Below are 24,642 nucleotides of genomic sequence, written 5' to 3' on the forward strand. Positions count from 1 at the left end.
ATTACAGTTCGCTCTTTTTGTGGAAACCGTCTTTAACAACCGTTTGTTCAATATTGTCTTTATTGACTTCAATTGGCGTCAGCAGCCGCGACGGGACGTCCTTCAGCCCGTTGTTTAAGGTCGCGTCGGCGTGCGGCGCCTTATCGTTACCGAGCTCGACGGCAATTTCTGCCGCCGTGGTGGCAAGCGTCACGATGGGTTTGTAAACCGTCATCGTCTGGGTACCAGAGATAATGCGCTTCACTCCCGCAAGGTCGGCATCCTGACCCGAGATCGCCACTTTCCCCGCCAGCCCTTGGGCGCTTAACGCCTGGATTGCCCCGCCGGCGGTGGCGTCGTTTGAGGCCACTACCGCATCAATTTTGTTATTGTTGGCGGTAAGCGCATTCTCCATAATTTTTAACGCGTTTTCCGGCAGCCAGCCGTCGACCCACTGATCGCCGACAATTTTGATTTTGCCCTGATCGATATAAGGCTTAAGCACCTTCATTTGCCCGGCACGGAAGAGTTTGGCGTTATTATCAACAGGCGAGCCGCCCATCAGGAAATAATTACCCTGGGGCACTTTATTGACCAGGCTTTGGGCCTGCATTTCGCCGACTTTTTCGTTATCGAATGAAATATAGAAATCAATATCTGCGTTATTAATCATACGGTCATAGGCGAGAACTTTGATCCCTTCCTGCTTCGCTTCTTTAATAACATTACTTAAAACCTGACCGTTGTAAGGAATAATAACCAGAACGTCAACGCCGCGATTTATCATATTTTCAATTTGCGACATTTGCGTTTCTTCATTGCCGTTGGCAGACTGAACAAATACTTTTGCACCTAATGATTCGGCCTTGTTGACAAAAATATCGCGGTCTTTCTGCCAGCGTTCCAGACGAAGATCGTCAATGGCCATACCAATTTTAACTTCTTTAGCAATACCCGCCATGCTGGTAAGAATGAGTGAAGCGCAGAGCGTGAGGCAAAGGTTCTTTATCTTCATAATAATAATACCTTTTTGTAAAGTGCAGGATAAAACGAGCGGTAAAAGCAGACGGCCTGATACGCTGAAGATTCTTAACGTGGAAAAGGGCGCTGGCAATTACCTGTGCTTATTTTGGCGTTATGAAATTTAGTTTATTTGCTGATTTATGACCGCGATCTTATTTTAATCGTCAGGGCCTCAGGGATTGTCCCGATCTTTCATTGAGATACTGCGTAAATAGCGAATTAGACCGTTATTTTTGCGATCTGGCGCACGTTTGCGGATTCTCTCAACCGCGGTGTGAAATAACGTAATTGAGGAAAGTAAAACAGCAATTCTATATTGGCTTATGACTTATTACCCGCCGCATCCCTGAATATGGAGTTCATTATGCAGACCTATTTCGATCAACTCGATCGCGTTCGTTATGAAGGCCCTAAATCTACTAACCCGCTGGCTTTCCGTCACTATAACCCGGATGAGCTGGTGCTGGGTAAACGCATGGAAGAACACCTGCGGTTTGCGGCCTGCTACTGGCACACGTTCTGCTGGAACGGAGCCGACATGTTTGGCGTCGGTTCCTTCAACCGCCCGTGGCAGCAGCCGGGCGACGCCCTGGAAATGGCAAAACGTAAAGCTGACGTCGCCTTTGAGTTTTTCCACAAGCTGAACGTCCCTTACTACTGCTTCCACGACGTTGACGTCTCGCCGGAAGGCGCGTCGTTGAAGGAGTATCTGAACAATTTCGCGCAAATGGTCGATGTGCTGGCGGCAAAACAGGAGCATAGCGGCGTGAAGCTGCTGTGGGGCACCGCGAACTGCTTCACTAACCCGCGATACGGCGCAGGTGCGGCAACCAACCCGGACCCGGAAGTGTTCAGCTGGGCGGCGACTCAGGTCGTTACCGCGATGGATGCTACCCACAAGCTGGGCGGGGAAAACTACGTCCTGTGGGGCGGCCGTGAAGGGTATGAAACTCTGCTCAATACCGATTTGCGCCAGGAGCGCGAGCAGATTGGCCGGTTTATGCAGCTGGTCGTTGAGCACAAACATAAAATTGGCTTCCAGGGGACGCTGCTGATTGAGCCGAAGCCGCAGGAGCCGACCAAGCACCAGTACGACTACGACGCCTCCACCGTTTATGGCTTCCTCAAGCAGTTCGGTCTGGAAAAAGAGATCAAGCTTAATATTGAAGCGAACCACGCGACCCTGGCAGGCCACAGTTTCCACCACGAGATTGCCACCGCCATCGCGCTGGGCCTGTTTGGTTCTGTCGATGCCAACCGCGGCGACCCGCAGCTGGGCTGGGATACCGATCAGTTCCCGAATAGCGTGGAAGAAAACGCGCTGGTGATGTATGAAATTCTCAAAGCCGGCGGTTTCACTACCGGCGGGCTGAATTTTGATGCCAAAGTTCGTCGTCAAAGCACCGATAAGTATGATCTGTTCTATGGTCATATTGGGGCGATGGATACGATGGCTCTGTCGCTGAAAGTGGCGGCGCGCATGATTGAAGATGGCGAGCTGGATAAGCGCGTAGCAAAACGTTATGCCGGCTGGAACGGCGACCTGGGCCAGCAAATCCTCAAGGGGCAGATGACGCTGACGGAAATTGCTCAGCATGCCGCGCAGAATAATCTGACGCCGCAGCATCAGAGCGGCCACCAGGAGCAGCTGGAAAATCTGGTGAATCATTATCTTTTCGATAAGTGATGATAGTGCCCGGCGCGTCCGGGCATAGGCTATTTAGCACGCTTTTTCGCGCCACGCTCAGCCGTGGCGCGCTGTTAAGGAGAGTCTGTATGTACATCGGGATTGATTTAGGTACCTCGGGCGTGAAGGCCATTTTGCTCAATGAGCAAGGTGAGGTACTGGCTTCGCATACTGAAAAGCTCAGCGTATCGCGCCCGCACCCCCTATGGTCCGAACAAGATCCCGAGCACTGGTGGCAGGCAACGGATGGCGCGATCAAAGCGTTGGCAGAGCGGCACTCCCTGCGCGACGTGAAGGCTATCGGTATCGCCGGGCAGATGCATGGCGCCACGCTGCTGGATAAGCAGCAGAAGGTGCTGCGCCCGGCCATTTTATGGAATGACGGGCGCTGCGGCGAAGAGTGCGCCCTGCTGGAAGAGCGGGTGGAGCGGTCGCGGCAGATCACCGGCAACCTGATGATGCCCGGCTTTACGGCGCCGAAACTGCTATGGGTTGAGCGGCACGAGCCGGACGTGTTCAGCCAGGTTGATAAGGTCCTGCTGCCGAAAGATTATCTCCGTTTACGCATGACCGGCGAGTTTGCCAGCGATATGTCTGACGCTGCCGGGACGATGTGGATGGACGTGGCAAAACGCGACTGGAGCGACGAGATGCTCGCCGCCTGCGGCCTGAGCCGCGATAACATGCCTGCGCTATTTGAGGGCAGCGAGGTGACGGGAACGCTGCGTCCGGCTATCGCCGAGGCGTGGAATATGCCCCAGGCGCTGGTGGTTGCCGGCGGCGGCGATAATGCCGCCGGGGCCGTTGGCGTCGGCATGGCGGACGCGGGACAGGCGATGCTATCGCTGGGCACCTCCGGCGTTTACTTTGCCGTCAGCGATGGCTTTCTCAGCAAACCCGAAAGCGCGGTGCACAGTTTCTGCCATGCGCTTCCCGGGCGCTGGCATTTGATGTCGGTCATGCTCAGCGCGGCATCCTGCCTCGACTGGGCGGCGAAGCTGACCGGCCTTGGTTCGGTTCCGGCGCTGATCGCCGCCGCCGGGTCAGCGCATGAGAGCGCGGGCCCGGTGTGGTTTCTGCCGTATCTTTCCGGCGAGCGTACGCCGCATAACAATCCGCAGGCGAAAGGCGTCTTTTTCGGCCTGACCCATCAGCATGGCCCGGCGGAGCTGGCGCGTGCGGTGCTGGAAGGGGTGGGATATGCGCTGGCGGACGGTATGGATGTGGTCCACGCCTGCGGCATTAAGCCTGAGAGCATTACCCTGATTGGCGGAGGCGCTCGCAGCCCCTGGTGGCGGCAGATGCTGGCCGACATCAGCGGACAGCAGCTGGATTACCGTACCGGCGGCGACGTCGGGCCGGCGTTAGGCGCCGCGAGATTAGCGCAGCTGGCGCTGCATAAAGGCGCGTCGTATTCAGACCTGCTGCCTCAGCTGCCGCTGGAACAGGCTCACCTTCCGGATAGCGAACGCTTCGCGCTCTATGCCCCGCGTCGCGAAACGTTCCGCCAGATTTATCAGCAGCTCCTCCCGCTGATGTCATAGCGGCGACCCGCTCCCGCCGCGGGGGCGGGTTTTACCGTTGCGCTAGCTCACCAGCCGACGCGTGTCGATGCGCTGCACCAGCGCCGACAGCAGCAGGCTGCCCAGCAGCGCGGCGCTAAATATCCACAGAATATCCAGCAGCGGCCAGCGCGTGAGCTCCAGGCCGCTGGCCCGCAGCGCGTGGATAATCAGCGCATGAAAACCGTAGATCCCCAGAGAGTGGCGGGCGATAAGCGCGATGCCGGGGATCTGACGCCCGTCGAGGGTATTTTTCGCCAGCGTCAGCAGGGCTACCGCGCAAACAAACACCGCCGGACCGCAGTATAAATACCAGGTATCGCCGAAGTCGCCGCGCCACTTTAGCTCGTGCAGCGTACCGCGTGATATCACCCAGACGGCGCTGGCAAACAGCGCGGCGCACAGCAGAGTCAGCCATTTTTTATCCGTCTCCATCATGCCAATCGCCCGGCCAAGCACGCCGTACAGCACGTAGTAAAAGGCATCGCCGCTGATATAGAGATTGATCGGCAGCCATTCGATACCGCCCGCTTTTACGCTCACCATATTGGGATTGGCGAGAATGCCGATGACCAGCATCAGCGCCAGCAGCATCTTCCCGCTGACCTGCTTAACCTGAATGAGCGGCGAGAGCAGGTAGATGACGATAATCGCGAAGAAAAACCACAGGTGATAGAACACCGGCTTTTGCAGCAAGTTTCTTAGCGAGAGCTCGACGTTGATATGGGTAAACAGGGAGATGTAGAGCAGCGACACGGCGCTGTAGAACAGTACGCACAGCACGATGCGCAGAAAGTGCCGCGGTTGGGCGCTGCGTTCGCCGAAAAACAGATACCCTGACATCATGAAGAAGAGCGGGACGCTGACGCGAGAGGCGGAGTTGAGCAGGTTGGCCATATCCCATTCCACCAGGCTGATGGCGTGGGGATGGGTGATGTACCAGGTTGTGCTGTGGATCATCACCACCATCATGCATGCGATACCGCGCAAACTCGTAATCCAGTTTATTTTTTCCTGCATCAGTACCTCAGTGGTTCCTTCTTAAACAGGGTCTGACTTCCCTGATACGGCGGTGTCTCAATGGAATATTCTGAGTTTTCCGCCGCATGCTTGTAGAGATGTGGAGAGATTCGCACAATGTCCGGGCGATTTCACGTAATCTGCACGATAACAATTTGCTAACAAGGCGGTTGAGGATAATGGTGATGAAATATTTCTTTTCTGGAGTGCTGCTGCTTGTGCTTGCCGGCTGCAGCCAGACGCCGTCCCAGCCGTTACAAAAAGCGCAAAGAGCGCGAATTACGCCGCAAATCACCCTGAACATGGAGCAGCTGTGTAAGGATAAGGCGGCAAGACGCTACAGCACCGGGGCCCGGCTGGTTGACGTCAGCCATTTTGAACAGTTCCAGGGAAGCTATGAGCTGTCGGGCCATACCGAGCAGAATGAGCGCTTTATCTGTTCTTTCGATCCAGACGGGCAGTTTTTACATCTTTCTATGCGCTAAATGCCCGCAGCTGCCGCATGATGGCGTGAATTTCCCCAATTTTGCTTAAACAACGCCGTTTCGTACTGTATATCTCGCAGCCAGCGGGTATACTGATCCCTTCCTTTAAATCCACACGTATCCAGCACGAAATAATATGCAAAAGTTTGATACCAGGACCTTCCAGGGCCTGATCCTGACCTTACAGGATTACTGGGCTCGTCAGGGCTGCACCATTGTTCAACCACTGGACATGGAAGTTGGCGCCGGCACCTCCCACCCAATGACCTGCCTGCGCGCGCTGGGGCCAGAGCCGATGGCGACTGCCTATGTGCAGCCTTCGCGTCGTCCGACCGACGGTCGCTATGGCGAAAACCCGAACCGCTTGCAGCACTACTATCAGTTCCAGGTGGTCATTAAGCCATCGCCGGACAACATCCAGGAGCTGTACCTTGGGTCTCTGAAAGAGCTGGGTATGGACCCGACTATTCATGATATCCGCTTCGTGGAAGACAACTGGGAAAACCCAACGCTGGGCGCCTGGGGTCTGGGCTGGGAAGTGTGGCTGAATGGTATGGAAGTGACTCAGTTCACTTACTTCCAGCAGGTTGGTGGTCTGGAATGTAAGCCGGTAACCGGCGAGATCACCTACGGCCTGGAGCGTCTGGCGATGTACATTCAGGGCGTAGACAGCGTTTACGACCTGGTATGGAGCGACGGCCCGCTGGGTAAAACGACCTACGGCGACGTGTTCCATCAGAACGAAGTCGAGCAATCAACCTACAACTTTGAATACGCCGACGTGGACTTCCTGTTCTCCTGCTTTGAGCAGTATGAGAAAGAAGCGCAGCAGCTGCTGGCGCTGGAAAATCCGCTGCCGCTGCCTGCCTACGAGCGTATTCTGAAGGCCGCCCATAGCTTCAACCTGCTGGATGCGCGTAAGGCCATCTCCGTCACCGAGCGTCAGCGCTATATTCTGCGCATCCGCACCCTGACGAAAGCGGTGGCAGAAGCTTACTACGCTTCTCGTGAGGCCCTTGGCTTCCCGATGTGCAACAAAAACAAATAAGAGGCGGCCATGTCTGAGAAAACTTTCCTGGTGGAGATCGGCACCGAAGAGCTGCCACCAAAAGCCCTGCGCAGCCTGGCTGAGTCTTTTGCTGCGAACTTTACCGCGGAGCTGGATAGCGCCGGCCTCGCCCACGGCACCGTTGAATGGTTTGCCGCCCCGCGTCGTCTGGCGCTGAAGGTGGCCAATCTGGCCGCTTCCCAGCCGGATCGTGAAATCGAAAAACGCGGTCCGGCGGTTTCAGCGGCGTTTGACGCCGAAGGTAAACCGAGCAAAGCGGCCGAAGGCTGGGCGCGCGGCTGCGGCATCACCGTCGAGCAGGCCGAACGTCTGGCGACCGATAAAGGCGAATGGCTGCTGTATCGCGCCCACGTGAAAGGCGAAAGCGCAGAAGCGCTGCTGCCGAACATGGTCGCGACGTCGCTTTCCAAACTGCCTATCCCTAAACTGATGCGCTGGGGCGCGTCAGACGTGCAGTTCGTGCGCCCGGTTCACACCGTGACCCTGCTGCTCGGCGACAAAGTCGTTCCGGCGACCATTCTCGGTATCGACTCCGATCGTGTGATCCGCGGCCATCGCTTTATGGGCGAGCCGGAATTCACCATCGATAACGCCGAACAGTATCCGCAGATTCTGCTGGAGCGCGGGAAGGTTGTTGCCGATTACGCCGCGCGTAAGGCGATCATTAAAGCCGGCGCCGAAGAAGCGGCCCGCAAGATTGGCGGCAACGCTGACCTGAGCGAAAGCCTGCTGGAAGAGGTGACTTCGCTGGTGGAATGGCCGGTGGTGCTGACGGCGAAATTCGAAGAAAAATTCCTCGCGGTGCCTTCTGAAGCCCTGGTTTACACCATGAAAGGCGATCAGAAGTATTTCCCGGTTTATGCCGACGACGGCAAACTGCTGCCGAACTTCATCTTCGTCGCCAACATCGAATCCAAAGACCCGCAGCAGATCATCTCCGGTAACGAGAAGGTTGTGCGCCCGCGTCTGGCGGATGCCGAATTCTTCTTCAATACTGACCGCAAAAAGCGCCTGGAAGACAATCTGCCGCGTCTGCAGACCGTCCTGTTCCAGCAGCAGCTGGGCACCCTGCGCGATAAAACCGACCGTATTCAGGCCCTTGCCGGCTGGATTGCCGGCCAGATTGGCGCAGACGTTAACCACGCGACCCGTGCGGGCCTGCTGTCGAAGTGTGACCTGATGACCAATATGGTCTTCGAGTTCACCGATACCCAGGGCGTTATGGGCATGCACTACGCGCGTCATGATGGCGAAGCGGAAGACGTTGCCGTGGCGCTGAACGAGCAGTATCAGCCGCGTTTTGCCGGTGACGATCTGCCGTCTAACCCGGTTGCCTGCGCGGTGGCGATTGCCGATAAGATGGATACGCTTGCCGGTATCTTCGGCATTGGTCAGCACCCGAAAGGGGACAAAGACCCGTTCGCGCTGCGCCGTGCCGCGCTGGGCGTGCTGCGTATCATCGTTGAGAAGAACCTGAATCTGGATCTGCAAACCCTCACCGAAGAAGCGGTACGTCTGTATGGCGACAAGCTGACTAACGCGAAGGTGGTTGATGATGTTATCGACTTTATGCTCGGTCGCTTCCGCGCCTGGTACCAGGACGAAGGCTACGGCGTTGATACTATTCAGGCGGTACTGGCTCGTCGCCCAACCCGTCCGGCTGATTTCGATGCGCGCATGAAGGCGGTTTCGCACTTCCGCACGCTGGAAGAGTCCTCGGCGCTGGCGGCGGCGAATAAGCGCGTCTCCAACATTCTGGCTAAGTCTGACGAAGTGCTGAACGATATCGTCCACGCCTCCGTGCTGAAAGAAGCGGCTGAAATTAAGCTGGCCAGCAATTTAGTCGTCCTGCGCGACAAGCTGCAGCCGTACTTCGCCGAAGGCCGCTATCAGGACGCCTTGATCGAGCTAGCGTCGCTGCGCGAGCCGGTTGACGAGTTCTTCGAGAACGTAATGGTCAACGCGGAAGATCAAAGCGTGCGTGTTAACCGCCTGACGCTGCTGTCTAAACTGCGCGAGCTTTTCCTGCAGGTAGCGGATATTTCTCTGCTGCAGTAAGCGCCTTTTGGCAACAAAAAAACCTGCCTTCTGGCAGGTTTTTTTATGGCGCGAAGACGCTCATGGAGCAATCTCGTCGCCCGCAGGCTGGCCCTTAATTACTGCAGGTTGCCTGCCGTCAGGCTCTCTTTATCGAAAGCATGGCTGACGTTAATGCGGTTTTGATGCACCGACGTATCGATGCTGGAGCCTGCTTCCGGCTGTACGGCATGGCGTTCTGCCGCCATGACGCCGGTTGACAGTGAGGCTGCCAGAAACAGGGCGGTCATCACGCTGATATTTTTCATCTTATATTCCTTTTCATCGTGCTGTTGTTGTCGCCTGCGTAGCTGGTTCCGGCGGCCGGCACTCTCTAAGAGAGCCATCAACGATATTTATTTAGTCAGCTCTGCGGTCATATGAACGCGGTTGTTGAACTGGGCGCTGGTAATTTTGTAGGACGCACCTTGCTCAGCGGCCTGGGCGGCAATTTTGGCTTCTGCGCGATCCAGGGTGGAGGCAGTGGTGCTGATGCTCTGAGCGAATGCGCCGAAGGACATCAGGGAAAGTGCGGTAACTGCAACGAAAGTTTTGATGGATTTCATGGTCATATTCCTAAGGTTGTTTGTCTGTAATAGGGCGTTGTGCCCTGATGTGATAAATAATAGGCCGATCGTCTGGTGATTAAAATCGGAACAATTTGCGCATCTTGTTCAAAAAAATAGAATAATATTTGATCGATAACTATGGGGGCGTTAATCGTCATGACTGGCGATAAATAAGCCCGTCAGTTAGCCCGGCGGCGCGGCTAACTTTTGCCTGTCTCTGCGTGGGCGCTGAAAAAATAATCTTGAAATGTGGGTGTCGGTGTGGCTATTCTGTGCCCCGACGAATCCCTCGTCTTACTGAGAGCACACTGAAAATGGATAACCACGCCTGCTGAATTCACTCCTTGCCAGCGCCACGTGCGGCAGGGGAAGTATCGATTTCATTCAGGAGTGCTTATGGCCCATTGTGCCCGGTCCCCCGCTTTTATTTTGCATCAGCTCTCCTGTCAGTTTGCGACAGGAGACACGCTGTTCGGCCCGCTAAATTTATCGTTGGAAACGTCGTTCTGCGGCCTGGTCGGCCGTAATGGCGTCGGCAAAACTCGTCTGCTTCGGCTGCTGGCGGGCGTTGACTCTCCCTCCGGTGGACATATCGAACGGTTTACCTCTCTGGCCTATGTTGCCCAACAGCCGGCTATGACTCCCTGCGCTACGCTGGCCGATCTGCTGGGCTATGGCTGCGTATTCTCCGCCCTGCGGCGGCTTGAGTGTGGTGAAGGATTCGCTGACGACGTTGAGAGCCTGGAAGGTTTCTGGGATCTGCGCGAGCGTCTGAGCGCGGCGTTCGCAGATGCCGGCCTGCCGACGTTTGCTCCCGATCGACTCGCGTCGTCGCTGAGCGGCGGCGAGCGGGTGAAAGCGCTGCTGTGCGGGGCCTTTCTCTCAGGCTCAGACTATTTGCTGCTGGATGAGCCGACAAACCACCTCGACAGGCAGGGACGCGAATGGCTGTACCAGCAGCTTGAGCGCTGGCGTGGCGGGGGAATTATCGCCAGCCACGATCGTGAACTGCTGGCGCGGATGCCGCGCATCCTTGAGCTCACTCCGACGGCGCTGCGAAGCTATGGCGGGAGCTACGCCGACTACCGGCAGCAGCGCGATGCCGAGCAGCAGGCTGCGCGATCCGCGCTGGAGCATGCCGCGACCGAACGCCGTCGCACCCGGGCGCGTATGCACAAAGAACATGATGCCAGCCAGCGGCGATCTGCGCAGACGCTGCGGGTTGTCGATACCCTGAATATTGCCTCGTTTGAACGCGTGAAGTACAAAGGCGCGGCGAAGGAGCGCCCTGGAACGCTCCTGCGGCAGCATCGGGAACAAAACAGCGCCCTCAACGCCGCCGTTGCCCAGGCGTACGAGCGGGTAGAAGATGAAGCGTCGGTGATGTTTACTCTGCCGGGAAGTCATATTGCCGCCGGTAAGCAGGTTCTGGAGCTGGAGGGCTTACGGCTGGTCCACTCGGCGGCGCCGCCGCTTAGCTGGCGCCTTGACGGGCCGATGCGCGTCGCGCTGCGTGGTCCTAATGGCTGTGGAAAAACCACCTTATTGAAAACGCTGATAGGCCTCGAGCAGCCGGTTAGCGGAGAGTGCCGACTATCGGTACATGCGGCCTGGCTGGATCAGCACCTGACGCAGCTGGACCTGTCGCTATCGGTTTTAACGCATCTTAATCTTGACGATACGCCGCTGGAGGAGGGCGTGCTGCGCAGCCGGCTTGCACAGCTGCAGCTGGGAGCGGATAAAATCAATCTACCTTTGGCGGCGCTGAGCGGCGGCGAACGACTGAAGGCGGCGCTTGCCTGCGTGCTGTGGCGGCGGGACGCCACCCAGCTGCTGCTGCTCGATGAGCCGACTAACCACCTTGATTTAGCCTCCGCTCAGGCCATTGAAGCGGCGCTAGCGGGATTTCCCGGTGCGATGCTGGTTGTGTCGCATGATGAGGCGTTCCTGCAGGGGCTGAAGCTCACCCACGTTTTAGAGTGGCGGGACGGCGGCTGGCATTTTGAGGCGAGCTAAAACTAAAAAAACCGCCATGTGAAGTGGCGGTTTCCTGATGTTCAGATAAAAAAATCCCCGCCGTAAGGCAGGGATCTTGAATTCTGAGCTTATTTAAGCTTACAGGCTGGTAACGTTGCCAGCTGCCGGGCCTTTAGCGCCGCTTTCGATGGTGAAGGAAACTTTCTGACCTTCATCCAGAGATTTGTAGCCATCGTTCATGATAGCGGAGAAGTGTACGAACACATCTTTAGAACCGTCATCAGGAGTAATGAAGCCGAAACCTTTATCAGCGTTGAACCATTTTACGATACCAGTCATTTTACCGGACATAGCGAAATACCTTTAAAAAATTAATGAACCTTTCGGCGATACGGTCTGGACTACAGATTTGAAGCTATAAAGGGAAAGTTCACTACCGGGGTATCTAGGATAACCGCTCAAGGACTACTCTATACTAATGCTCTGTGGTCTGTACATCAAACCTGCGAGCATTAACTCATTTTTGAGATGCGATAGCAAACGTTTTTTTTCATAGAAATTAAAACGGTCCCTAATCAGGACCGTAATCAGTGTCCAATAACATTATAGAACTTCACTCGTGAATTTGCCTTGAAAGCTTTGAGTTAGCCTGGATCAGGCGCATCAACTTGAGCTCAGTCGAAGAGGGCTTGACGCGTCTCGACTCCCACTCCTGCACCATCGCCACGCTGACGCCCATCGCATCGGCGAAATCGTCAATTTTCAGCCCGGTCCCTTTACGGAGCCGGTCGAATTCGCTGAAGGCGGTTGGCTTGCGGGTTGGGGCGGTCGCTCGGGGAATGTCTTTAAAAACAATTTGTTCCAGGCTGCTAAGCAATTCGAATATTGGATCTTTATATTCCATAGAGAGCTCCTTCCTGCTGCACAGTAAAGGGTAGGTTTGGTGGATGCTTATTAAGAATAGTCAGAAAAAAACGCGCAGAACGGTAACGGGGGTGATTATATGCCGGCAGCCCTTCTTTTGAGACCGAACAGCCCGGCGGGAGTTGGGGGTAAGCCGATGATTAATCATCATACGCGCGGGTTTGGAAAATTTTTGTAAACGGCACAGAAAAACCGAGGCCAGCGGCTCCCCGCTGGCCTTGCGATCAGGCTTTCTGCAGATTTTCAGCGTCGGCCTGAGGCGGAGCAGGCTGACGCTGGCTCATTTTGTATTTTACCAGCAGGGCGATGGCGGATAAAAACGCCGGGATGGCCAGCAGGGTGAAAATGGTCGCAAAAGAGAGCTGCGCCTGCATCAGGAATACGCCGCTGAAGGCGCCAAGAATGCCGCCAAAGCGCCCGATACCCAGCATCCAGGCGACGCCGGTTGCGCGGCCCTGCGTGGGGTAAAATCCGGCTGCCAGCGCCGGCATGGAAGACTGCGCGCCGTTCATAATGCTGCCGGCGATAAATACCATGATCCCCATCAGCACCAGGCTGTCGGTGGAGAAGCCCACGAGACAGACGAAAATACCGGTTAGCAGCCAGCCGACGGCGACGACCTTATTGGGGTTGATCTTATCCATCAGCGCGCCGAGGATCAGCACGCCAATACCGCCGCCCAGCGGGAACAGCGCGGTGATAATCGACGCCTGGCTCATCGATGCGCCGGTTTCACGAATCAGCAGCGGCAGCCAGCTGGTCAGTAAATAGAAGATCAGCAGGCCCATAAAGTAGGTCAGGCACAGCATTACGGTTCCGACGATATAGCGTGGAGAGAAAATGACGGCCAGAGCCGATTTCTCTTTTACCTGGCCGGCCTCACGCAGCTCAAACTCCACCTCTTGCGGCAGCGGCGCAATGCGGCGGAGAATTGTCGCAATGCGCTGCGCAGGCTGGCGCTTAACGACCATGTAGCGCACCGATTCCGGCAGCAGGAAGATCAGCGCCACGGCGAGCAGCAGAGGCATCACGCCGCCCAGTACCAGCACGCTTTGCCAGCCGTAATGCGGGATCATCCAGGCGGAGAGAAAGCCCCCCAGCGACGATCCCATCGGGAAGCCGACAAACATCAGGTTGACCATTAAGGCCCGGCGGCGCTCCGGCGCGTATTCGCTCATCAGCGTCGCGGCGTTCGGCATCGCGGCCCCCAGCCCCAGCCCCGTCAGGAAGCGCAGTAGCGTCAGCTGGTTCAGGCTGGTAGCAAAAGCGGTAAGCAGGCTAAAGCTGCCAAAAACCACGATCGACATCAGCAGGACCTTCTTGCGGCCAATGCGGTCGGCCAGCGGCCCCGCGGTCAAGGCGCCCACCGCCAGGCCGACCAGCGCAGCGCTCATTACCGGGCCTAATGCCGACTTTTCTACGCCCCACTCCTGCACCAGGTCTGAGGCGATGAAACCGATTATCGCGGTATCGAAACCGTCCATAGCGACGGTGATAAAACATAAGGCCAGAATCATCCACTGGTACTTCGTGAAGGGATGTTCATTGATAAAAGCCTGAATATCGATGGTTGTCTTATTCATACGGCATTCCTGGCAGGCAGAGCGGGGGACGAAAACGGCGGTTTACGTCTCCCTCGCTGTCGTTAATATTATTTGTGCGATAATCGAACGTAATGCCGTTAATCGCTCATTAATCAAAACACTGAACCCGACTGCAGGCAACGCGGGTCGGCCAGGAAGCGTGCGATTATCGTTCTTTTTAGGGATTTAATCGCGATGGATGAAATTAAAATGCAAACAAATCAACTTGTTGAATATTGATTTTGGCGTTTTGCTTATGGCGGTAATTGTGATGTGCTTAACAGACGATACCGGTTGTCGATAAAACGCCGCCAGAGGACTATTTCCTGCGGAAGATTGTCAGGAAAGAGTATCCTGTGAGGCCGACCTGGACTATCCTTGTCAGCGTCTGGCACGTGTGTGTCTGTTTGCGCTTTTTTTGGCTGAAAGGAGTAAAAAAATGGCGACAGGAAAGTCCTGCTCTCGCTGGTTTGCGGCTGTTGCGGCCTTATTAATGGTGGTTAGCCTGAGTGGGTGTTTTGATAAAGAAGGCGATCAGCGCAAAGCGTTCATCGACTTCCTGCAAAATACGGCTATGCGGAGCGGCGAACGTCTGCCGACGCTGACCGCCGATCAGAAAAAACAGTTCGGTCCTTTTGTGTCCGATTATGCGGTGATTTACGGCTATTCGCAGCAGGTAAGTCAGGCGATGGACGCGGGCCTGCGCCCGGTGGTAGACAGCGTGAACGCGATCCGCGTCCCGCAGGACTATATCACTCAGCGTGAACCGCTGCGTCAGGCAAACGGCGCTCTGGGCGTACTGAGCCAGCAGCTGGAAAATGCGAAAATGCAGGCCGATGGTGCGCATAGCGCGCTGAAGCAGGGCGACGATCTGAAGCCGGTCTTTGACCAGGTTTACAACAAAGTGGTTACCGCTCCGGCAAATGCCCTGCAGCCGCTGATCCCTGCGGCGCAGGTCTTTACACAGCAGCTGGTGCAGGTCGGTGATTTTGTTGCTCAGCAAAGTACGCAGGTGAGCTTCGTGGCGAACGGGATTCAGTTCCCGACCTCGCAGCAGGCCAGCCAGTACAACGCATTGATTGGCCCGCTGGCGGCTCAGCACCAGGCGTTCAATCAGGCGTGGACTGCAGCAGTTAACGCTACGCGATAGCCGCTGCCCGAGCCTGGGGAAGGCGTTTATCGCGCCATCACCCGGGTTTCTTCCCGGCTGACGCTACGCTCAGCCGGGTGAGAATGCCCCTTTCCTTCCTATTTCACCTGCGGGTTCACGCAGTTCTTATCGACGTTGCCCTGTAGCGCATCAATCAGATTATCCACCGCACAGGCCGCCATGTTGTAGCGCGTTTCATGGGTAGCGGAACCAATATGCGGGAGCGCGACGACGTTCGGCATGCTGAGCAGCGGGGAGTCCTGCGCCAGCGGCTCCTGCTCAAACACGTCGAGACCGGCGGCATGGATTTCGCCATTCTGCAACGCGGCAATCAATGCCTTCTCATCGACGACCGGACCGCGTCCGGCGTTAATAAAGATGGCGGATGGCTTCATTTTGGCGAACTTCTCCGCATTGAAAAGATGATGAGTCTCAGCGGTCAGCGGCAGGATCAGGCAGACAAAATCGGCTTCCTCAAGCAGCGTATCCAGATCGCAGTAGCGGGCGTTGAAGCGCTCTTCCGCCTGCGGGTGCTGGCTACGCGCATTATAGAGAATCGGCATCCCGAAGCCGGCATGCGCGCGCTGGGCCAGCGCCATGCCGATGCGCCCCATCCCAACGATGCCCAGCGTTTTGTGGTGCACATCGCTGCCGAACCAGTCCGGCCCGATGCTTTTGGTCCATTCACCCGCCTTCACGCGATTGGCCACTTCCACCACCCGGCGCGAGGTGCTGAGTACCAGCGCCATCACCGTATCGGCAACGGTTTCGGTCAACACGGTGGGCGTATGCATCAGCAGGACCCTGCGCGCGTTTAGCGCTCCAACGTCGAAGTTGTCGTAGCCCACGGAGACCGTTGAGGCCGCACGAAGATTGGGCATTTTCTCCAGTAACGCGGCATCAACTTTTTCGCTGGAGCCCAGCAGGCCTTCGGCCTGGGCAAACGCCTCGGCGTGCTGCGCGATGGTTTCGGCACTCAGGTTTTTCACCCGGGTGACGGCAAAGTGTTTTTCCAGACGTTGCTGCAGGTCGTCGGGAAGCGTTTTATAGAGAATAACGGACGGCTTCATGCGGATCTCCGTAGTATTTAGGGGTCAGGCGTGACGAGCGCCAAGCGGAATTTTTTGATTATTAGCAGGCTTAACAATCAAAGTAAGCCATACCGCGACGAAAAGCGCCACTCCCATGAAAATGTACGAGGCGGACGGGCTGCCGGTCGAACCGTTCAGGTAGCCGACGAACCACGAGCCAAAGAATGAGCCTAGCGCGCCCATGCTGTTAATCAGCGCCATCGCGCCGCCGGCTACGTTGCGCGGCAGCATCTCCGGGATGATGGCGAAGAAGGGGCCATAGGGGGCGTACATCGCCGCGCCGGCAATCACCAGCAGGGTATAAGAAGTCCAGAAGTGGTTCGCGCCGACGGCCCAGGAGCCGATAAAGGCCAGCCCGCCAATCAGCAGCAGCGGCCAGACGAACAGCTTACGGTTCTGCATTTTGTCCGAGGCCCAGGAGACGACGATCATCGCAATAGTCGCCGCCAGGTAAGGTACCGAGGAGAGCCAGCCAACCTCGACCATGCCCATATTTTCACCGCCGCTGCGGATGATTGACGGCAGCCACAGCACGAAGCCGTATACCCCGATACTCCAGGCAAAATACTGCATGCACAGCAGAACGACGTTACGTGAGCGGAAGGCCTCGCTGTAGTTACGTACGGCTTTGATGCCCTGCTGCTCGCGTTCCAGCTGCTCCTGCAGCGCGGCTTTTTCGCTCTCCGACAGCCAGTTCACCTGCGACGGCTTATCTTTTACCAGTACCCACCAGCAGAAGGCCCAGATCACCGCCGGAACGCCTTCAATGATGAACATCTCGCGCCAGCCAAAGGACTGGATCAGATAGCCGGAAACCACCGACATCCACAGCACCGTGACCGGATTGCCGAGGATTAAAAAGGTATTGGCGCGCGAGCGTTCGGATTTAGTAAACCAGTTGCTGATGTAAATCAGCATCGCGGGCATCACCGCGGCTTCGACGACGCCGAGAATAAAGCGGATAGCGGCCAGCGCCGGAATATTGTGCACCATGCCGGTCAGCGAGGCGCAGGCGCCCCACAGGATCAGGCAGATAAAAATAAGTTTTCGCACGCTGCGGCGTTCAGCATAAATTGCCCCAGGGATCTGGAAGAAGAAGTACCCGAGGAAGAAAAGAGCGCCCAGTAGCGATGAGACCCCTTTGGTGATCCCTAAATCTTCGGTAATGCCCGCCGCGGAGGCGAAGCTGAAGTTAGCGCGGTCGAGATACGCCAGGCTATACGTGATAAACACGATAGGCATGATGTACCACCAGCGTTTTGTTGCATTGGTTAAGCTGTTCATAGGCTTGCCTCTGTATGTGAGGTAACACTCACCGATAGAAGGTGTCTTATGCCGCGCTGTATGTAGGGTACAGAGTGGCTACGATCGTTGCATTAAACGTTATTCGCCCAGCGCTTCACGCGTCGGTAATCCTTCGCTATCGCCCTGAACCTGAATAGCCAGCGAGCCGATTTTATTCCCGCGCCGTACCGCCTGATCCAGCGCTTTGCCTTCCAGCAGGGCGCTAATAACCCCGACCGCAAAGCCATCGCCTGCGCCGACGGTATCGACGACGTTATCGACTTTTATCGCCGCGACGGCACCCTGCTCACCCGCGGTCGTTTTATACCAGGCGCCGTCGGAGCCGGTTTTGATGATTACGGCGCGCACGCCGCGGTTGAGATAGAAGTCAGCGATAGCCTCCGGCGTTTGCTGACCCGTCAGGATCATCCCCTCCTTCAGACCGGGTAAAACCCAGTCGGCATGGAAAGCGAGATGGTTGAGCTTTTCCACCATCTCACCTTCGCTTTTCCACAGCACCGGCCGCAGGTTGGGGTCGAAAGAGATCGTTTTTCCCTCGGCCTTCATCGTGCCGGCGGCGCGATCCAGCAGCGCATATGAACTCTCCGACAGCGCGGCGGCGACACCGCTTAAATGCAGGTGGCGGGCGCTGGCGAAGTAATCGGGGTGGAAATCATCCGGCGACAGGTGGCTGGCTGCCGAGCCTTTGCGGAAATACTCCACAATGGGATCGGTTCCATTTTCGACTTTAGATTTCATCTGGAAGCCGGTTGCGTAGCGCTTGTCGCGGCTCACGCCGCGGGCGTCAATCCCCTCTTTTGCCAGCGAATTAAGAACAAAGCGACCGAAGCTATCCTCGCCGACGCGGCTGACCCAGCCGACCTTCAGCCCCAGACGAGCAAGGCCGGTGGCGACGTTCAACTCCGCGCCGGCGACGCGCTTGATAAAGCATTCAACCTCCGCGAGATCCCCGGTTTGGGTCGCCACAAACATAGCCATCGCTTCGCCGATGGTAATGACATCCAGGTTGTTTTCCATGGCTTAATCCTCGCGTAAAAGATTGACATAGCGGCGGGTAACGGCCGTCAGGTCATGGCCGAGCAGCGGAAATTCGATTCCGCGTGGGGCATCGGCGGGCAGGTTATCAAGCAGCGCCATCCAGCGCGGAGCGGCCTCATCGGGAGGAACGGCGCGGTACTGCTCGCGATGCGGCTGGGCCGCCTTAACGTGAATATAGCTGACGGCGGGCGCAAGATGGCGGGCGGCCTCTTCCGGCGAATCGCCGACCCACAGCCAGTTGCCCATATCAAACGTCAGCGTCACCGGCAGGTTATTGACCCGGCAGGTGGCTTTAAACCGCTGCATCGGCGCCAGCTGCCCGCAATCGGTCTGGTCATTTTCCACCACCAGCGCCATACCGCTCTCCTGCAGCGTGCGGCGCAGGGTCTCCAGCTGGTTGTTATGGATGAAGTGGCCGAGCGAGAGTTTTAACCATAAGGCGTTGAGGGTTTGCGCTTCCTGCAGCAGCGCCGCGAGGTTCGGGTTAAGCGAGCCGTCGGCGGCAAACAGGGCCTGCGGCGCGGAGTAGCAGACCAGCAGATTGTGGCTTTCTATCTCCGCGGCGAGCGCGGGCAGCCGGCTCAGCTCGCCGGGGCTGAATAGCTCGCGGCGGATCTCCACGCCGTCGGCGCCGGAACCGGCAATGAACGGCAGTACGGCGGACTGCCCGCCAAGCTCTCTAACGCGATCGTTGCCATAAGCGGCGGTCACGACAATGATTTTTCTGGCCATCTGACAAACTCCCGGTGGTTCTGTAGCGAATCTCTCTATTACGCTAGATGGTACCGGTTCCAAAGAAAAGGGGAGGATGTCTAATTTATGATCACCATCACGAAGGAGAGCTAACGGGAGGTCGATCCGCGGACGATCAGCTCCCCGGAAAATACCCGCTCACAGATCGGCTCATGGCTGCCTTCGATGCGGCGCACCACCTGTTCAACGGCGGCGTAGCCTATTTGCCACGTCGGCTGCTTGAGGGTGGTAATCCCGACTCCCGCGAGCTCCGCCCACTCCAGCTCATCAAACCCGAGCAGGCCGATATCGCTCCCCCAAATCAGGTCAACTCGCTTCAGCGATCGCGCGACCTGCAGCGTCAGAGCGCCGTTGGCGGAGATAACCGCTTTGCGCATTCCGCGATGGCCGGAGTGAAACTGGCGCAGCACGCTGTCCAGCATCGCGCCGTCGTTGAGCGGGACTTCGGCATTTTCCGCGACGATCCCGGCGTGGCGCTGGATGGTGGTGCGAAAGGCGCTCAGCCGCTCGCGTCGCGTGTTGACGGAGCCTAATGGTTCGCTCAGAAACAGCAGCGCCTCGAAGCCTTTTTCCACCAGGTGTTCGGTGGCGGTGGTGGCGGCCTGGGCGTTATCCAGTCCGACCACGTCGCAGGCAAAATCCGGAATTTTTCGGTCGATCAGCACCATCGGCAGCGCCGACTGCTGCAGGCGATTGAGCCCCTCTTCCCGCATCCCGACGGCGTTGACCACAATCCCCTCAACCTGATAGCTGCGCAGCAGGTCGAGATAGTGCAGCTCCTGATCCAGCTCGTTGTTGGTATTACATACCAGCAGGGTGAAGCCTTTCTCGCGGCAGGCGGCCTCGATGCCGCTAAGCACGTTAACCGAGTAGGGATTGGTAATATCGGCGATGATCAGGCCAATCAGCCGGGTACGGCCGTGCTTTAGGCCGCGGGCCATCAGGCTGGGGCGATAGTTAAGTTCGGCAATCGCCTTTTCAATGCGCGCCAGCAGGTCATCGGAAAGCAGATGCTTTTCGCCGTTGAGGTAGCGTGAAATGCTGGTTTTACCGGTCTTTGCGGCTTTTGCCACATCGCTAATGGTTGCTCGCGCCGCTTTCGCCATGATGGCTTCCTTTGCTGAAATCTGGAGAACACCTTAGCGCGAAAATTCGCTATATCAAGCATTTTGCCCGGTAAGCGCCTCTTACCGGGCGGAGGATGGCGGGGTTACTGCAGCGGACTGAGGGTAATTTCCACGCGGCGGTTCTGCGCTTTGCCTTCCGCAGTGCCGTTGCTGGCAATCGGATTGGCCGGGCCCATTCCGCTGGTGCGGATACGGTTTGCCGCGACGCCCTGGGTGATAAGGGCGCTGGCAACGCTATCCGCGCGCTGCTGCGAAAGACGCATGTTCAGGTCCTGGCCGCCGGTGCTGTCGGTATAGCCGACAACGTTAACCGCCGTCTTTTCATACTCTTTCAGCACCATCGCGACCCCGGAGAGCGTATTGGCTCCTGCCGGTTTGAGATTGGCGCTGCTGCTGTCAAAGGTGACGTTATTGGGCATATTCAGCACGATGTTATCGCCATTGCGCGTCACGCTGACCCCGGTTCCCTGCATTTTCTCGCGCAGTTTTGCTTCCTGTACGTCCATGTAGTAGCCGATGCCGCCGCCAAGCGCCGCGCCCGCCGCCGCGCCGATCAGCGCCCCTTTGCCTCGGTCGTGTTTGGAAGAGGAGAGCGCGCCAATGCCCGCGCCGACCAGGGAGCCGATACCGGCGCCGACGCCGGATTTTCCTGCTTCACGTTCGCCGGTATAGGGGTTGGTCGTACAGCCAGAAATGGCCAGGGTGCCGCTAACCAAAGCCGCAATCATCAGTACGCGTTTTTTCATATTATTTCCTTAATCCATTTTATTCTTTGTCACAGCGCGCGTGACGGTTGATTATGACGCCCGGATGTGGAGAAAATTCCCCGGATAACGTCTCTATTTGTAAGTAACCTTGAACGGCCGAATAACAGGCCGTCACCACACCTGCATTCGCTGACCAGGAGCTCGCTTTGCCAACCTCATCTGCAACTGAAACCATCCTCACCGCGGCCCATTGGGGACCGATGCTGGTTGAAACCGATGGTGAAAATGTCTTCTCTTCCCGCGGCGCGCTGGAAACCCCCTTCGCCAACTCTTTGCAAACCGCCGTGCGGGACCAGGTTCATAGCAAGACCCGCGTGCGTTATCCGATGGTGCGTAAAGGTTTTCTGGCCTCGCCGGATAGCCCGCAGGGCGTACGCGGGCAGGATGAGTTTGTCCGGGTGAGCTGGGAGCAGGCGCTGGATCTTATTCATGCTCAGCATCGGCGGATCCGGGAAAGCTACGGCCCGACGTCCATCTTTGCCGGTTCCTACGGCTGGCGTTCAAACGGCGTACTGCATAAAGCGGCGACGCTGCTGCAGCGCTATATGAGCCTGGCCGGCGGCTATACCGGCCACCTCGGGGATTACTCCACCGGCGCGGCGCAGGCGATCATGCCGTACGTGGTGGGCGGAAATGAGGTTTATCAGCAGCAAACCAGCTGGCCAATGGTGCTGGAACATAGCGAGGTGGTGGTGCTGTGGAGCGCTAATCCGCTGAATACGCTAAAAATTGCCTGGAACGCCTCCGATGAGCAGGGAATGACATGGTTCGATCGGCTGCGCAAGAGCGGCAAGCGGGTGATCTGCATCGATCCTATGCGATCGGAAACCGTTGATTTCTTTGGGCAGGATATCGACTGGGTGGCCCCGCATATGGGAACGGACGTGGCGATGATGCTGGGTATCGCCTGTACCCTGGTTGAAAACGGCTGGCAGGACGATGCGTTTCTGGCGCGCTATACCAGCGGCTATGAGATCTTCTCCCGCTACCTGACCGGCGAGAGCGACGGCGTGGCGAAGACCGCCGAGTGGGCTGCGGAGATTTGCGGCGTAAGTGCGGATAAAATCCGCGAACTGGCGAAAATTTTCCACGAAAATACCACCATGCTGATGTCCGGCTGGGGCATGCAGCGTCAGCAGTTCGGCGAGCAGAAGCACTGGATGCTGGTCACTCTGGCCGCGATGCTGGGGCAGATTGGCACCCCCGGCGGCGGTTTTGGCCTCTCCTACCACTTCGCCAACGGCGGCAACCCGACCCGCCGGGCGGCGGTGCTGGCCTCGATGCAGGGCTGCGTGGCGGACGGTATTGAGGCGGTAGAAAAAATTCCGGTGGCGCGCATTGTCGAAGCGCTGGAAAACCCGGGCGCGGCGTATCAGCATAACGGCATGGACCGATGCTTCCCGGATATTCGCTTTATCTGGTGGGCGGGCGGCGCCAATTTTACCCATCATCAGGATACCAACCGGCTGATCCGCGCCTGGCAGAAGCCGGAGCTTATCGTCATTTCGGAGTGCTTCTGGACCGCCGCGGCCCGCCATGCCGATATCGTCCTGCCGGCAACGACCTCATTTGAACGCAACGATATGACCATGACCGGCGATTACAGCAACCAGCACCTGGTGCCGATGAAACGCGTGGTTGCTCCGCGCGACGAGGCCCGGGATGACTTTGAGGTGTTTGCCGATCTTAGCGAGCGCTGGGAAGAGGGAGGCCGCGCCCGTTTTACCGAGGGTAAAAGCGACATCCAGTGGCTGGAAAGCTTCTACCGCATTGCGGCTCAGCGCGGAGCGAGCCAGCAGATTACGCTGCCGTCGTTCGAACAGTTCTGGCAGGATAATCAGCTCATTGAGATGCCGGAAAACCCCGACAACGCCCGTTTCGCTCGCTTTGCCGCTTTCCGCGCCGATCCGCAGGCTAATCCGCTGAAAACGGCGAGCGGAAAAATTGAGATCCACTCGCCGACGATTGCCGGTTTTGCCTATCCCGACTGCCCGCCGCACCCGATGTGGCTGGCGCCGGACGAATGGCACGGCAACGCGCAGCCGGGCCAGCTGCAGGTGCTTTCCGCCCATCCGGCCCATCGCCTGCACAGCCAGCTGAATCACACGACGCTGCGGGAGCAGTACGCGGTTGCCGGCCGCGAGCCGTTAACCATTCATCCGCTGGATGCCGAGGCGCGGCAGATTGCCGACGGCGATCTGGTTCGGGTATGGAATTCGCGCGGTCAGGTTCTGGCCGGAGCGGTGGTAACGGAAGGGATCCGGCCCGGGGTTATCTGCCTGCATGAGGGGGCCTGGCCTGATATCGACCCGCAGGCGGGGATCTGTAAAAATGGCGCGGTGAACGTTTTGACCAAAGATATTCCGACCTCGCGTCTCGGTAACGGCTGCGCCGGAAACACGGCGCTGGCGTGGCTGGAAAAATACGCTGGCCCGGCGCTTACGTTAACGGCGTTTGATCCACCGGCCAACGCATAATCCACGTCGGCTGCAGGGTATCGTCCTGCCATGCGCAGTCTTCTATCCGGAAGCCCTGCGCATGGTAGAAATTCACCGCCTGTACGTTTTTTTGGTACACCTCGAGGCTTAGCCAGGCATAGTGCCGTTTGACCTCGTTCACCAGCGCGCTGCCGATCCCCCGGCGGATGGCCTCCGGCGCAACGAAAAGCGCGCCGAGAAAGCGTGATTCCAGAACGCTGATAAAGCCTTTTATCTCACCGCCTTCCTCCCATACCCAGGTACTGGCGGCGGGAAGGTAAACGTCGCGTACGACCGCGATGCTTTCATGCCAGTACTCCTCTTTGATAAACGGATGCGCATGAATCGTGCTTTTCAGCCATAGCGCGAGCAGCGGGCGGACCTCTTTAGCGTCCCACTTGCGGATCATCCGCACCTCCGGGGTAACAGAAGCAGCCCGTGACGTGATCGTTCACCAGCCCACAGGCCTGCATAAAGGAGTAACAGATGGTCGAACCGACAAACTTGAAGCCGAGTTTTTTCAGCGCTTTCGACAGCGCATCGGAGGCGGGGGTCGTCGTTGGGATTTCCGCCAGCGTAGCGGCGTGCGATATCTGCGGATGATTATCGACAAAGGACCAGACGAAATCAGCGAAGGAGTCGCCTTTTTCTTCCATCGCAAGAAAAGCCCGCGCGTTGCCGATAATGGCCTGAATTTTACCGCGATGGCGAATAATACCGGCGTCCAGCACCAGGCGCTCAACGTCGGCCTCGTCCATCGCGGCGACGCGAACCGGGTCGAACTGATGAAACGCCCGGCGATAGTTCTCACGTTTTTTTAGCACCGTAATCCATGAAAGCCCGGCCTGCTGGCCCTCAAGGCAGATCATTTCGAACAGCTTCCGGGCGTCTCTTTGCTCTACGCCCCATTCGGTATCGTGATACTGGATATAGAGAGGGTCCTGGCTAACCCATCCGCAACGCTGCATGTCTTTCTCCCT

23 protein-coding genes are annotated in these 24,642 nt (G+C 57.3%); 8 read left to right on the forward strand and 15 right to left on the reverse strand.

The features are described from left to right. Nucleotide 1: 1 nt before the first annotated feature. Nucleotides 2-994 (reverse strand): D-xylose ABC transporter substrate-binding protein, encoded by a 993-nt coding sequence (gene xylF, locus NWP14_RS16435; protein ID WP_331835084.1) that lies wholly within the window; start codon nucleotides 992-994, stop codon nucleotides 2-4. Between the two features lie 372 nt (nucleotides 995-1,366). On the opposite strand from xylF, the gene xylA reads away from it, so the two are divergent. Both xylA and xylB read left to right on the forward strand, forming a co-directional pair. Then, nucleotides 1,367-2,689, forward strand: a complete 1,323-nt coding sequence (gene xylA / locus NWP14_RS16440; RefSeq protein WP_095102751.1) for a xylose isomerase — start codon at nucleotides 1,367-1,369, stop codon at nucleotides 2,687-2,689. A gap of 89 nt (nucleotides 2,690-2,778) precedes the next feature. Continuing rightward, on the forward strand, nucleotides 2,779-4,233 hold the full coding sequence (xylB, locus tag NWP14_RS16445) for a xylulokinase (protein ID WP_095102753.1): 1,455 nt from the start codon (nucleotides 2,779-2,781) through the stop codon (nucleotides 4,231-4,233). Between the two features lie 42 nt (nucleotides 4,234-4,275). On the opposite strand, the gene NWP14_RS16450 is transcribed toward xylB, so the two are convergent. Next, nucleotides 4,276-5,271 (reverse strand): acyltransferase, encoded by a 996-nt coding sequence (locus NWP14_RS16450; RefSeq protein WP_331835086.1) that lies wholly within the window; start codon nucleotides 5,269-5,271, stop codon nucleotides 4,276-4,278. 179 nt (nucleotides 5,272-5,450) lie between these two features. Between NWP14_RS16450 and NWP14_RS16455 the strand changes: the two genes are divergently transcribed. The 3 genes from NWP14_RS16455 (at nucleotide 5,451) to glyS (ending at nucleotide 8,883) form a co-directional block, all read left to right on the forward strand. Continuing rightward, nucleotides 5,451-5,756, forward strand: a complete 306-nt coding sequence (locus tag NWP14_RS16455; RefSeq protein WP_095102755.1) for a YsaB family lipoprotein — start codon at nucleotides 5,451-5,453, stop codon at nucleotides 5,754-5,756. Between the two features lie 136 nt (nucleotides 5,757-5,892). Continuing rightward, on the forward strand, nucleotides 5,893-6,804 hold the full coding sequence (gene glyQ, locus NWP14_RS16460) for a glycine--tRNA ligase subunit alpha (RefSeq protein WP_004126458.1): 912 nt from the start codon (nucleotides 5,893-5,895) through the stop codon (nucleotides 6,802-6,804). A gap of 9 nt (nucleotides 6,805-6,813) precedes the next feature. Beyond that, nucleotides 6,814-8,883, forward strand: coding sequence for a glycine--tRNA ligase subunit beta (glyS, locus tag NWP14_RS16465; protein ID WP_331835087.1), 2,070 nt, complete (start codon nucleotides 6,814-6,816; stop codon nucleotides 8,881-8,883). A 98-nt stretch (nucleotides 8,884-8,981) separates the two neighbouring features. Here glyS and NWP14_RS16470 read toward each other — a convergent pair whose 3' ends face one another. Then, complete coding sequence (locus NWP14_RS16470) at nucleotides 8,982-9,170, reverse strand: hypothetical protein (protein ID WP_375215677.1); 189 nt, start codon at nucleotides 9,168-9,170, stop codon at nucleotides 8,982-8,984. Between the two features lie 87 nt (nucleotides 9,171-9,257). Then, nucleotides 9,258-9,467 (reverse strand): YdgH/BhsA/McbA-like domain containing protein, encoded by a 210-nt coding sequence (locus tag NWP14_RS16475; protein ID WP_041143158.1) that lies wholly within the window; start codon nucleotides 9,465-9,467, stop codon nucleotides 9,258-9,260. A 399-nt stretch (nucleotides 9,468-9,866) separates the two neighbouring features. Here NWP14_RS16475 and NWP14_RS16480 point away from each other — a divergent pair, with 399 nt between their 5' ends. Further along, on the forward strand, nucleotides 9,867-11,486 hold the full coding sequence (locus tag NWP14_RS16480; RefSeq protein ID WP_375215678.1) for an ABC-F family ATP-binding cassette domain-containing protein: 1,620 nt from the start codon (nucleotides 9,867-9,869) through the stop codon (nucleotides 11,484-11,486). 99 nt (nucleotides 11,487-11,585) lie between these two features. Here NWP14_RS16480 and cspA read toward each other — a convergent pair whose 3' ends face one another. The 3 genes from cspA to NWP14_RS16495 all read right to left on the reverse strand — a co-directional run bounded on the left by cspA (nucleotide 11,586) and on the right by NWP14_RS16495 (nucleotide 13,954). Beyond that, nucleotides 11,586-11,798 carry an RNA chaperone/antiterminator CspA gene (gene cspA / locus NWP14_RS16485; RefSeq protein ID WP_004868803.1) on the reverse strand — a complete coding sequence of 71 codons (213 nt, stop codon included), beginning with the start codon at nucleotides 11,796-11,798 and terminating at the stop codon, nucleotides 11,586-11,588. Nucleotides 11,799-12,060: 262 nt separating this feature from the next. Continuing rightward, nucleotides 12,061-12,351 (reverse strand): HTH-type transcriptional regulator, encoded by a 291-nt coding sequence (locus tag NWP14_RS16490; protein WP_095102762.1) that lies wholly within the window; start codon nucleotides 12,349-12,351, stop codon nucleotides 12,061-12,063. Between the two features lie 244 nt (nucleotides 12,352-12,595). After that, complete coding sequence (locus NWP14_RS16495; RefSeq protein ID WP_095102764.1) at nucleotides 12,596-13,954, reverse strand: aromatic acid/H+ symport family MFS transporter; 1,359 nt, start codon at nucleotides 13,952-13,954, stop codon at nucleotides 12,596-12,598. A gap of 439 nt (nucleotides 13,955-14,393) precedes the next feature. Here NWP14_RS16495 and NWP14_RS16500 point away from each other — a divergent pair, with 439 nt between their 5' ends. Then, nucleotides 14,394-15,104, forward strand: coding sequence for a DUF3053 domain-containing protein (locus NWP14_RS16500; RefSeq protein WP_095102766.1), 711 nt, complete (start codon nucleotides 14,394-14,396; stop codon nucleotides 15,102-15,104). A gap of 98 nt (nucleotides 15,105-15,202) precedes the next feature. Here the strand turns inward: NWP14_RS16500 and ghrB are convergent, their stop codons facing one another. From ghrB to NWP14_RS16530, 6 genes are all read right to left on the reverse strand, one after another. Then, nucleotides 15,203-16,174 carry a glyoxylate/hydroxypyruvate reductase GhrB gene (ghrB, locus tag NWP14_RS16505; RefSeq protein ID WP_331835090.1) on the reverse strand — a complete coding sequence of 324 codons (972 nt, stop codon included), beginning with the start codon at nucleotides 16,172-16,174 and terminating at the stop codon, nucleotides 15,203-15,205. Between the two features lie 24 nt (nucleotides 16,175-16,198). Then, the gene (locus tag NWP14_RS16510) at nucleotides 16,199-17,479 is read right to left on the reverse strand and encodes an MFS transporter (RefSeq protein ID WP_095102770.1); all 1,281 of its coding nucleotides are present in this window, start codon (nucleotides 17,477-17,479) and stop codon (nucleotides 16,199-16,201) included. 99 nt (nucleotides 17,480-17,578) lie between these two features. Continuing rightward, entirely contained in the window at nucleotides 17,579-18,517 is a 939-nt protein-coding gene (locus NWP14_RS16515; RefSeq protein WP_375215679.1) for a sugar kinase, read from the reverse strand. Between the two features lie 3 nt (nucleotides 18,518-18,520). Next, complete coding sequence (locus NWP14_RS16520; RefSeq protein WP_375215680.1) at nucleotides 18,521-19,270, reverse strand: sugar phosphate isomerase/epimerase family protein; 750 nt, start codon at nucleotides 19,268-19,270, stop codon at nucleotides 18,521-18,523. A gap of 110 nt (nucleotides 19,271-19,380) precedes the next feature. Beyond that, the gene (locus NWP14_RS16525; RefSeq protein ID WP_095102776.1) at nucleotides 19,381-20,397 is read right to left on the reverse strand and encodes a LacI family DNA-binding transcriptional regulator; all 1,017 of its coding nucleotides are present in this window, start codon (nucleotides 20,395-20,397) and stop codon (nucleotides 19,381-19,383) included. 104 nt (nucleotides 20,398-20,501) lie between these two features. Continuing rightward, nucleotides 20,502-21,164 (reverse strand): OmpA family lipoprotein, encoded by a 663-nt coding sequence (locus NWP14_RS16530; protein ID WP_095102778.1) that lies wholly within the window; start codon nucleotides 21,162-21,164, stop codon nucleotides 20,502-20,504. A gap of 167 nt (nucleotides 21,165-21,331) precedes the next feature. Here NWP14_RS16530 and NWP14_RS16535 point away from each other — a divergent pair, with 167 nt between their 5' ends. Beyond that, complete coding sequence (locus NWP14_RS16535; RefSeq protein WP_331835093.1) at nucleotides 21,332-23,662, forward strand: molybdopterin guanine dinucleotide-containing S/N-oxide reductase; 2,331 nt, start codon at nucleotides 21,332-21,334, stop codon at nucleotides 23,660-23,662. Here the strand turns inward: NWP14_RS16535 and NWP14_RS16540 are convergent. Further along, entirely contained in the window at nucleotides 23,625-24,071 is a 447-nt protein-coding gene (locus tag NWP14_RS16540) for an N-acetyltransferase (RefSeq protein ID WP_095102782.1), read from the reverse strand. The genes NWP14_RS16535 and NWP14_RS16540 overlap by 38 nt on opposite strands. Then, on the reverse strand, nucleotides 24,049-24,630 hold the full coding sequence (gene tag / locus NWP14_RS16545; protein ID WP_095102783.1) for a DNA-3-methyladenine glycosylase I: 582 nt from the start codon (nucleotides 24,628-24,630) through the stop codon (nucleotides 24,049-24,051). Before tag ends, NWP14_RS16540 begins: the two co-directional genes overlap by 23 nt. Nucleotides 24,631-24,642 lie beyond the last annotated feature (12 nt).

The organism is Klebsiella sp. C349492 (assembly GCF_042055345.1).
GTDB lineage: Bacteria > Pseudomonadota > Gammaproteobacteria > Enterobacterales > Enterobacteriaceae > Klebsiella > Klebsiella scottii.

Coding starts and splice junctions, on each gene's coding strand:
- xylF (WP_331835084.1), bottom strand. CDS start 994: ATGAAGATAAAGAACCTTTGCCTCACGCTCTGCGCTTCACTCATTCTT.
- xylA (WP_095102751.1), top strand. CDS start 1,367: ATGCAGACCTATTTCGATCAACTCGATCGCGTTCGTTATGAAGGCCCT.
- xylB (WP_095102753.1), top strand. CDS start 2,779: ATGTACATCGGGATTGATTTAGGTACCTCGGGCGTGAAGGCCATTTTG.
- NWP14_RS16450 (WP_331835086.1), bottom strand. CDS start 5,271: ATGCAGGAAAAAATAAACTGGATTACGAGTTTGCGCGGTATCGCATGC.
- NWP14_RS16455 (WP_095102755.1), top strand. CDS start 5,451: ATGGTGATGAAATATTTCTTTTCTGGAGTGCTGCTGCTTGTGCTTGCC.
- glyQ (WP_004126458.1), top strand. CDS start 5,893: ATGCAAAAGTTTGATACCAGGACCTTCCAGGGCCTGATCCTGACCTTA.
- glyS (WP_331835087.1), top strand. CDS start 6,814: ATGTCTGAGAAAACTTTCCTGGTGGAGATCGGCACCGAAGAGCTGCCA.
- NWP14_RS16470 (WP_375215677.1), bottom strand. CDS start 9,170: ATGAAAAATATCAGCGTGATGACCGCCCTGTTTCTGGCAGCCTCACTG.
- NWP14_RS16475 (WP_041143158.1), bottom strand. CDS start 9,467: ATGAAATCCATCAAAACTTTCGTTGCAGTTACCGCACTTTCCCTGATG.
- NWP14_RS16480 (WP_375215678.1), top strand. CDS start 9,867: ATGGCCCATTGTGCCCGGTCCCCCGCTTTTATTTTGCATCAGCTCTCC.
- cspA (WP_004868803.1), bottom strand. CDS start 11,798: ATGTCCGGTAAAATGACTGGTATCGTAAAATGGTTCAACGCTGATAAA.
- NWP14_RS16490 (WP_095102762.1), bottom strand. CDS start 12,351: ATGGAATATAAAGATCCAATATTCGAATTGCTTAGCAGCCTGGAACAA.
- NWP14_RS16495 (WP_095102764.1), bottom strand. CDS start 13,954: ATGAATAAGACAACCATCGATATTCAGGCTTTTATCAATGAACATCCC.
- NWP14_RS16500 (WP_095102766.1), top strand. CDS start 14,394: ATGGCGACAGGAAAGTCCTGCTCTCGCTGGTTTGCGGCTGTTGCGGCC.
- ghrB (WP_331835090.1), bottom strand. CDS start 16,174: ATGAAGCCGTCCGTTATTCTCTATAAAACGCTTCCCGACGACCTGCAG.
- NWP14_RS16510 (WP_095102770.1), bottom strand. CDS start 17,479: ATGAACAGCTTAACCAATGCAACAAAACGCTGGTGGTACATCATGCCT.
- NWP14_RS16515 (WP_375215679.1), bottom strand. CDS start 18,517: ATGGAAAACAACCTGGATGTCATTACCATCGGCGAAGCGATGGCTATG.
- NWP14_RS16520 (WP_375215680.1), bottom strand. CDS start 19,270: ATGGCCAGAAAAATCATTGTCGTGACCGCCGCTTATGGCAACGATCGC.
- NWP14_RS16525 (WP_095102776.1), bottom strand. CDS start 20,397: ATGGCGAAAGCGGCGCGAGCAACCATTAGCGATGTGGCAAAAGCCGCA.
- NWP14_RS16530 (WP_095102778.1), bottom strand. CDS start 21,164: ATGAAAAAACGCGTACTGATGATTGCGGCTTTGGTTAGCGGCACCCTG.
- NWP14_RS16540 (WP_095102782.1), bottom strand. CDS start 24,071: ATGATCCGCAAGTGGGACGCTAAAGAGGTCCGCCCGCTGCTCGCGCTA.
- tag (WP_095102783.1), bottom strand. CDS start 24,630: ATGCAGCGTTGCGGATGGGTTAGCCAGGACCCTCTCTATATCCAGTAT.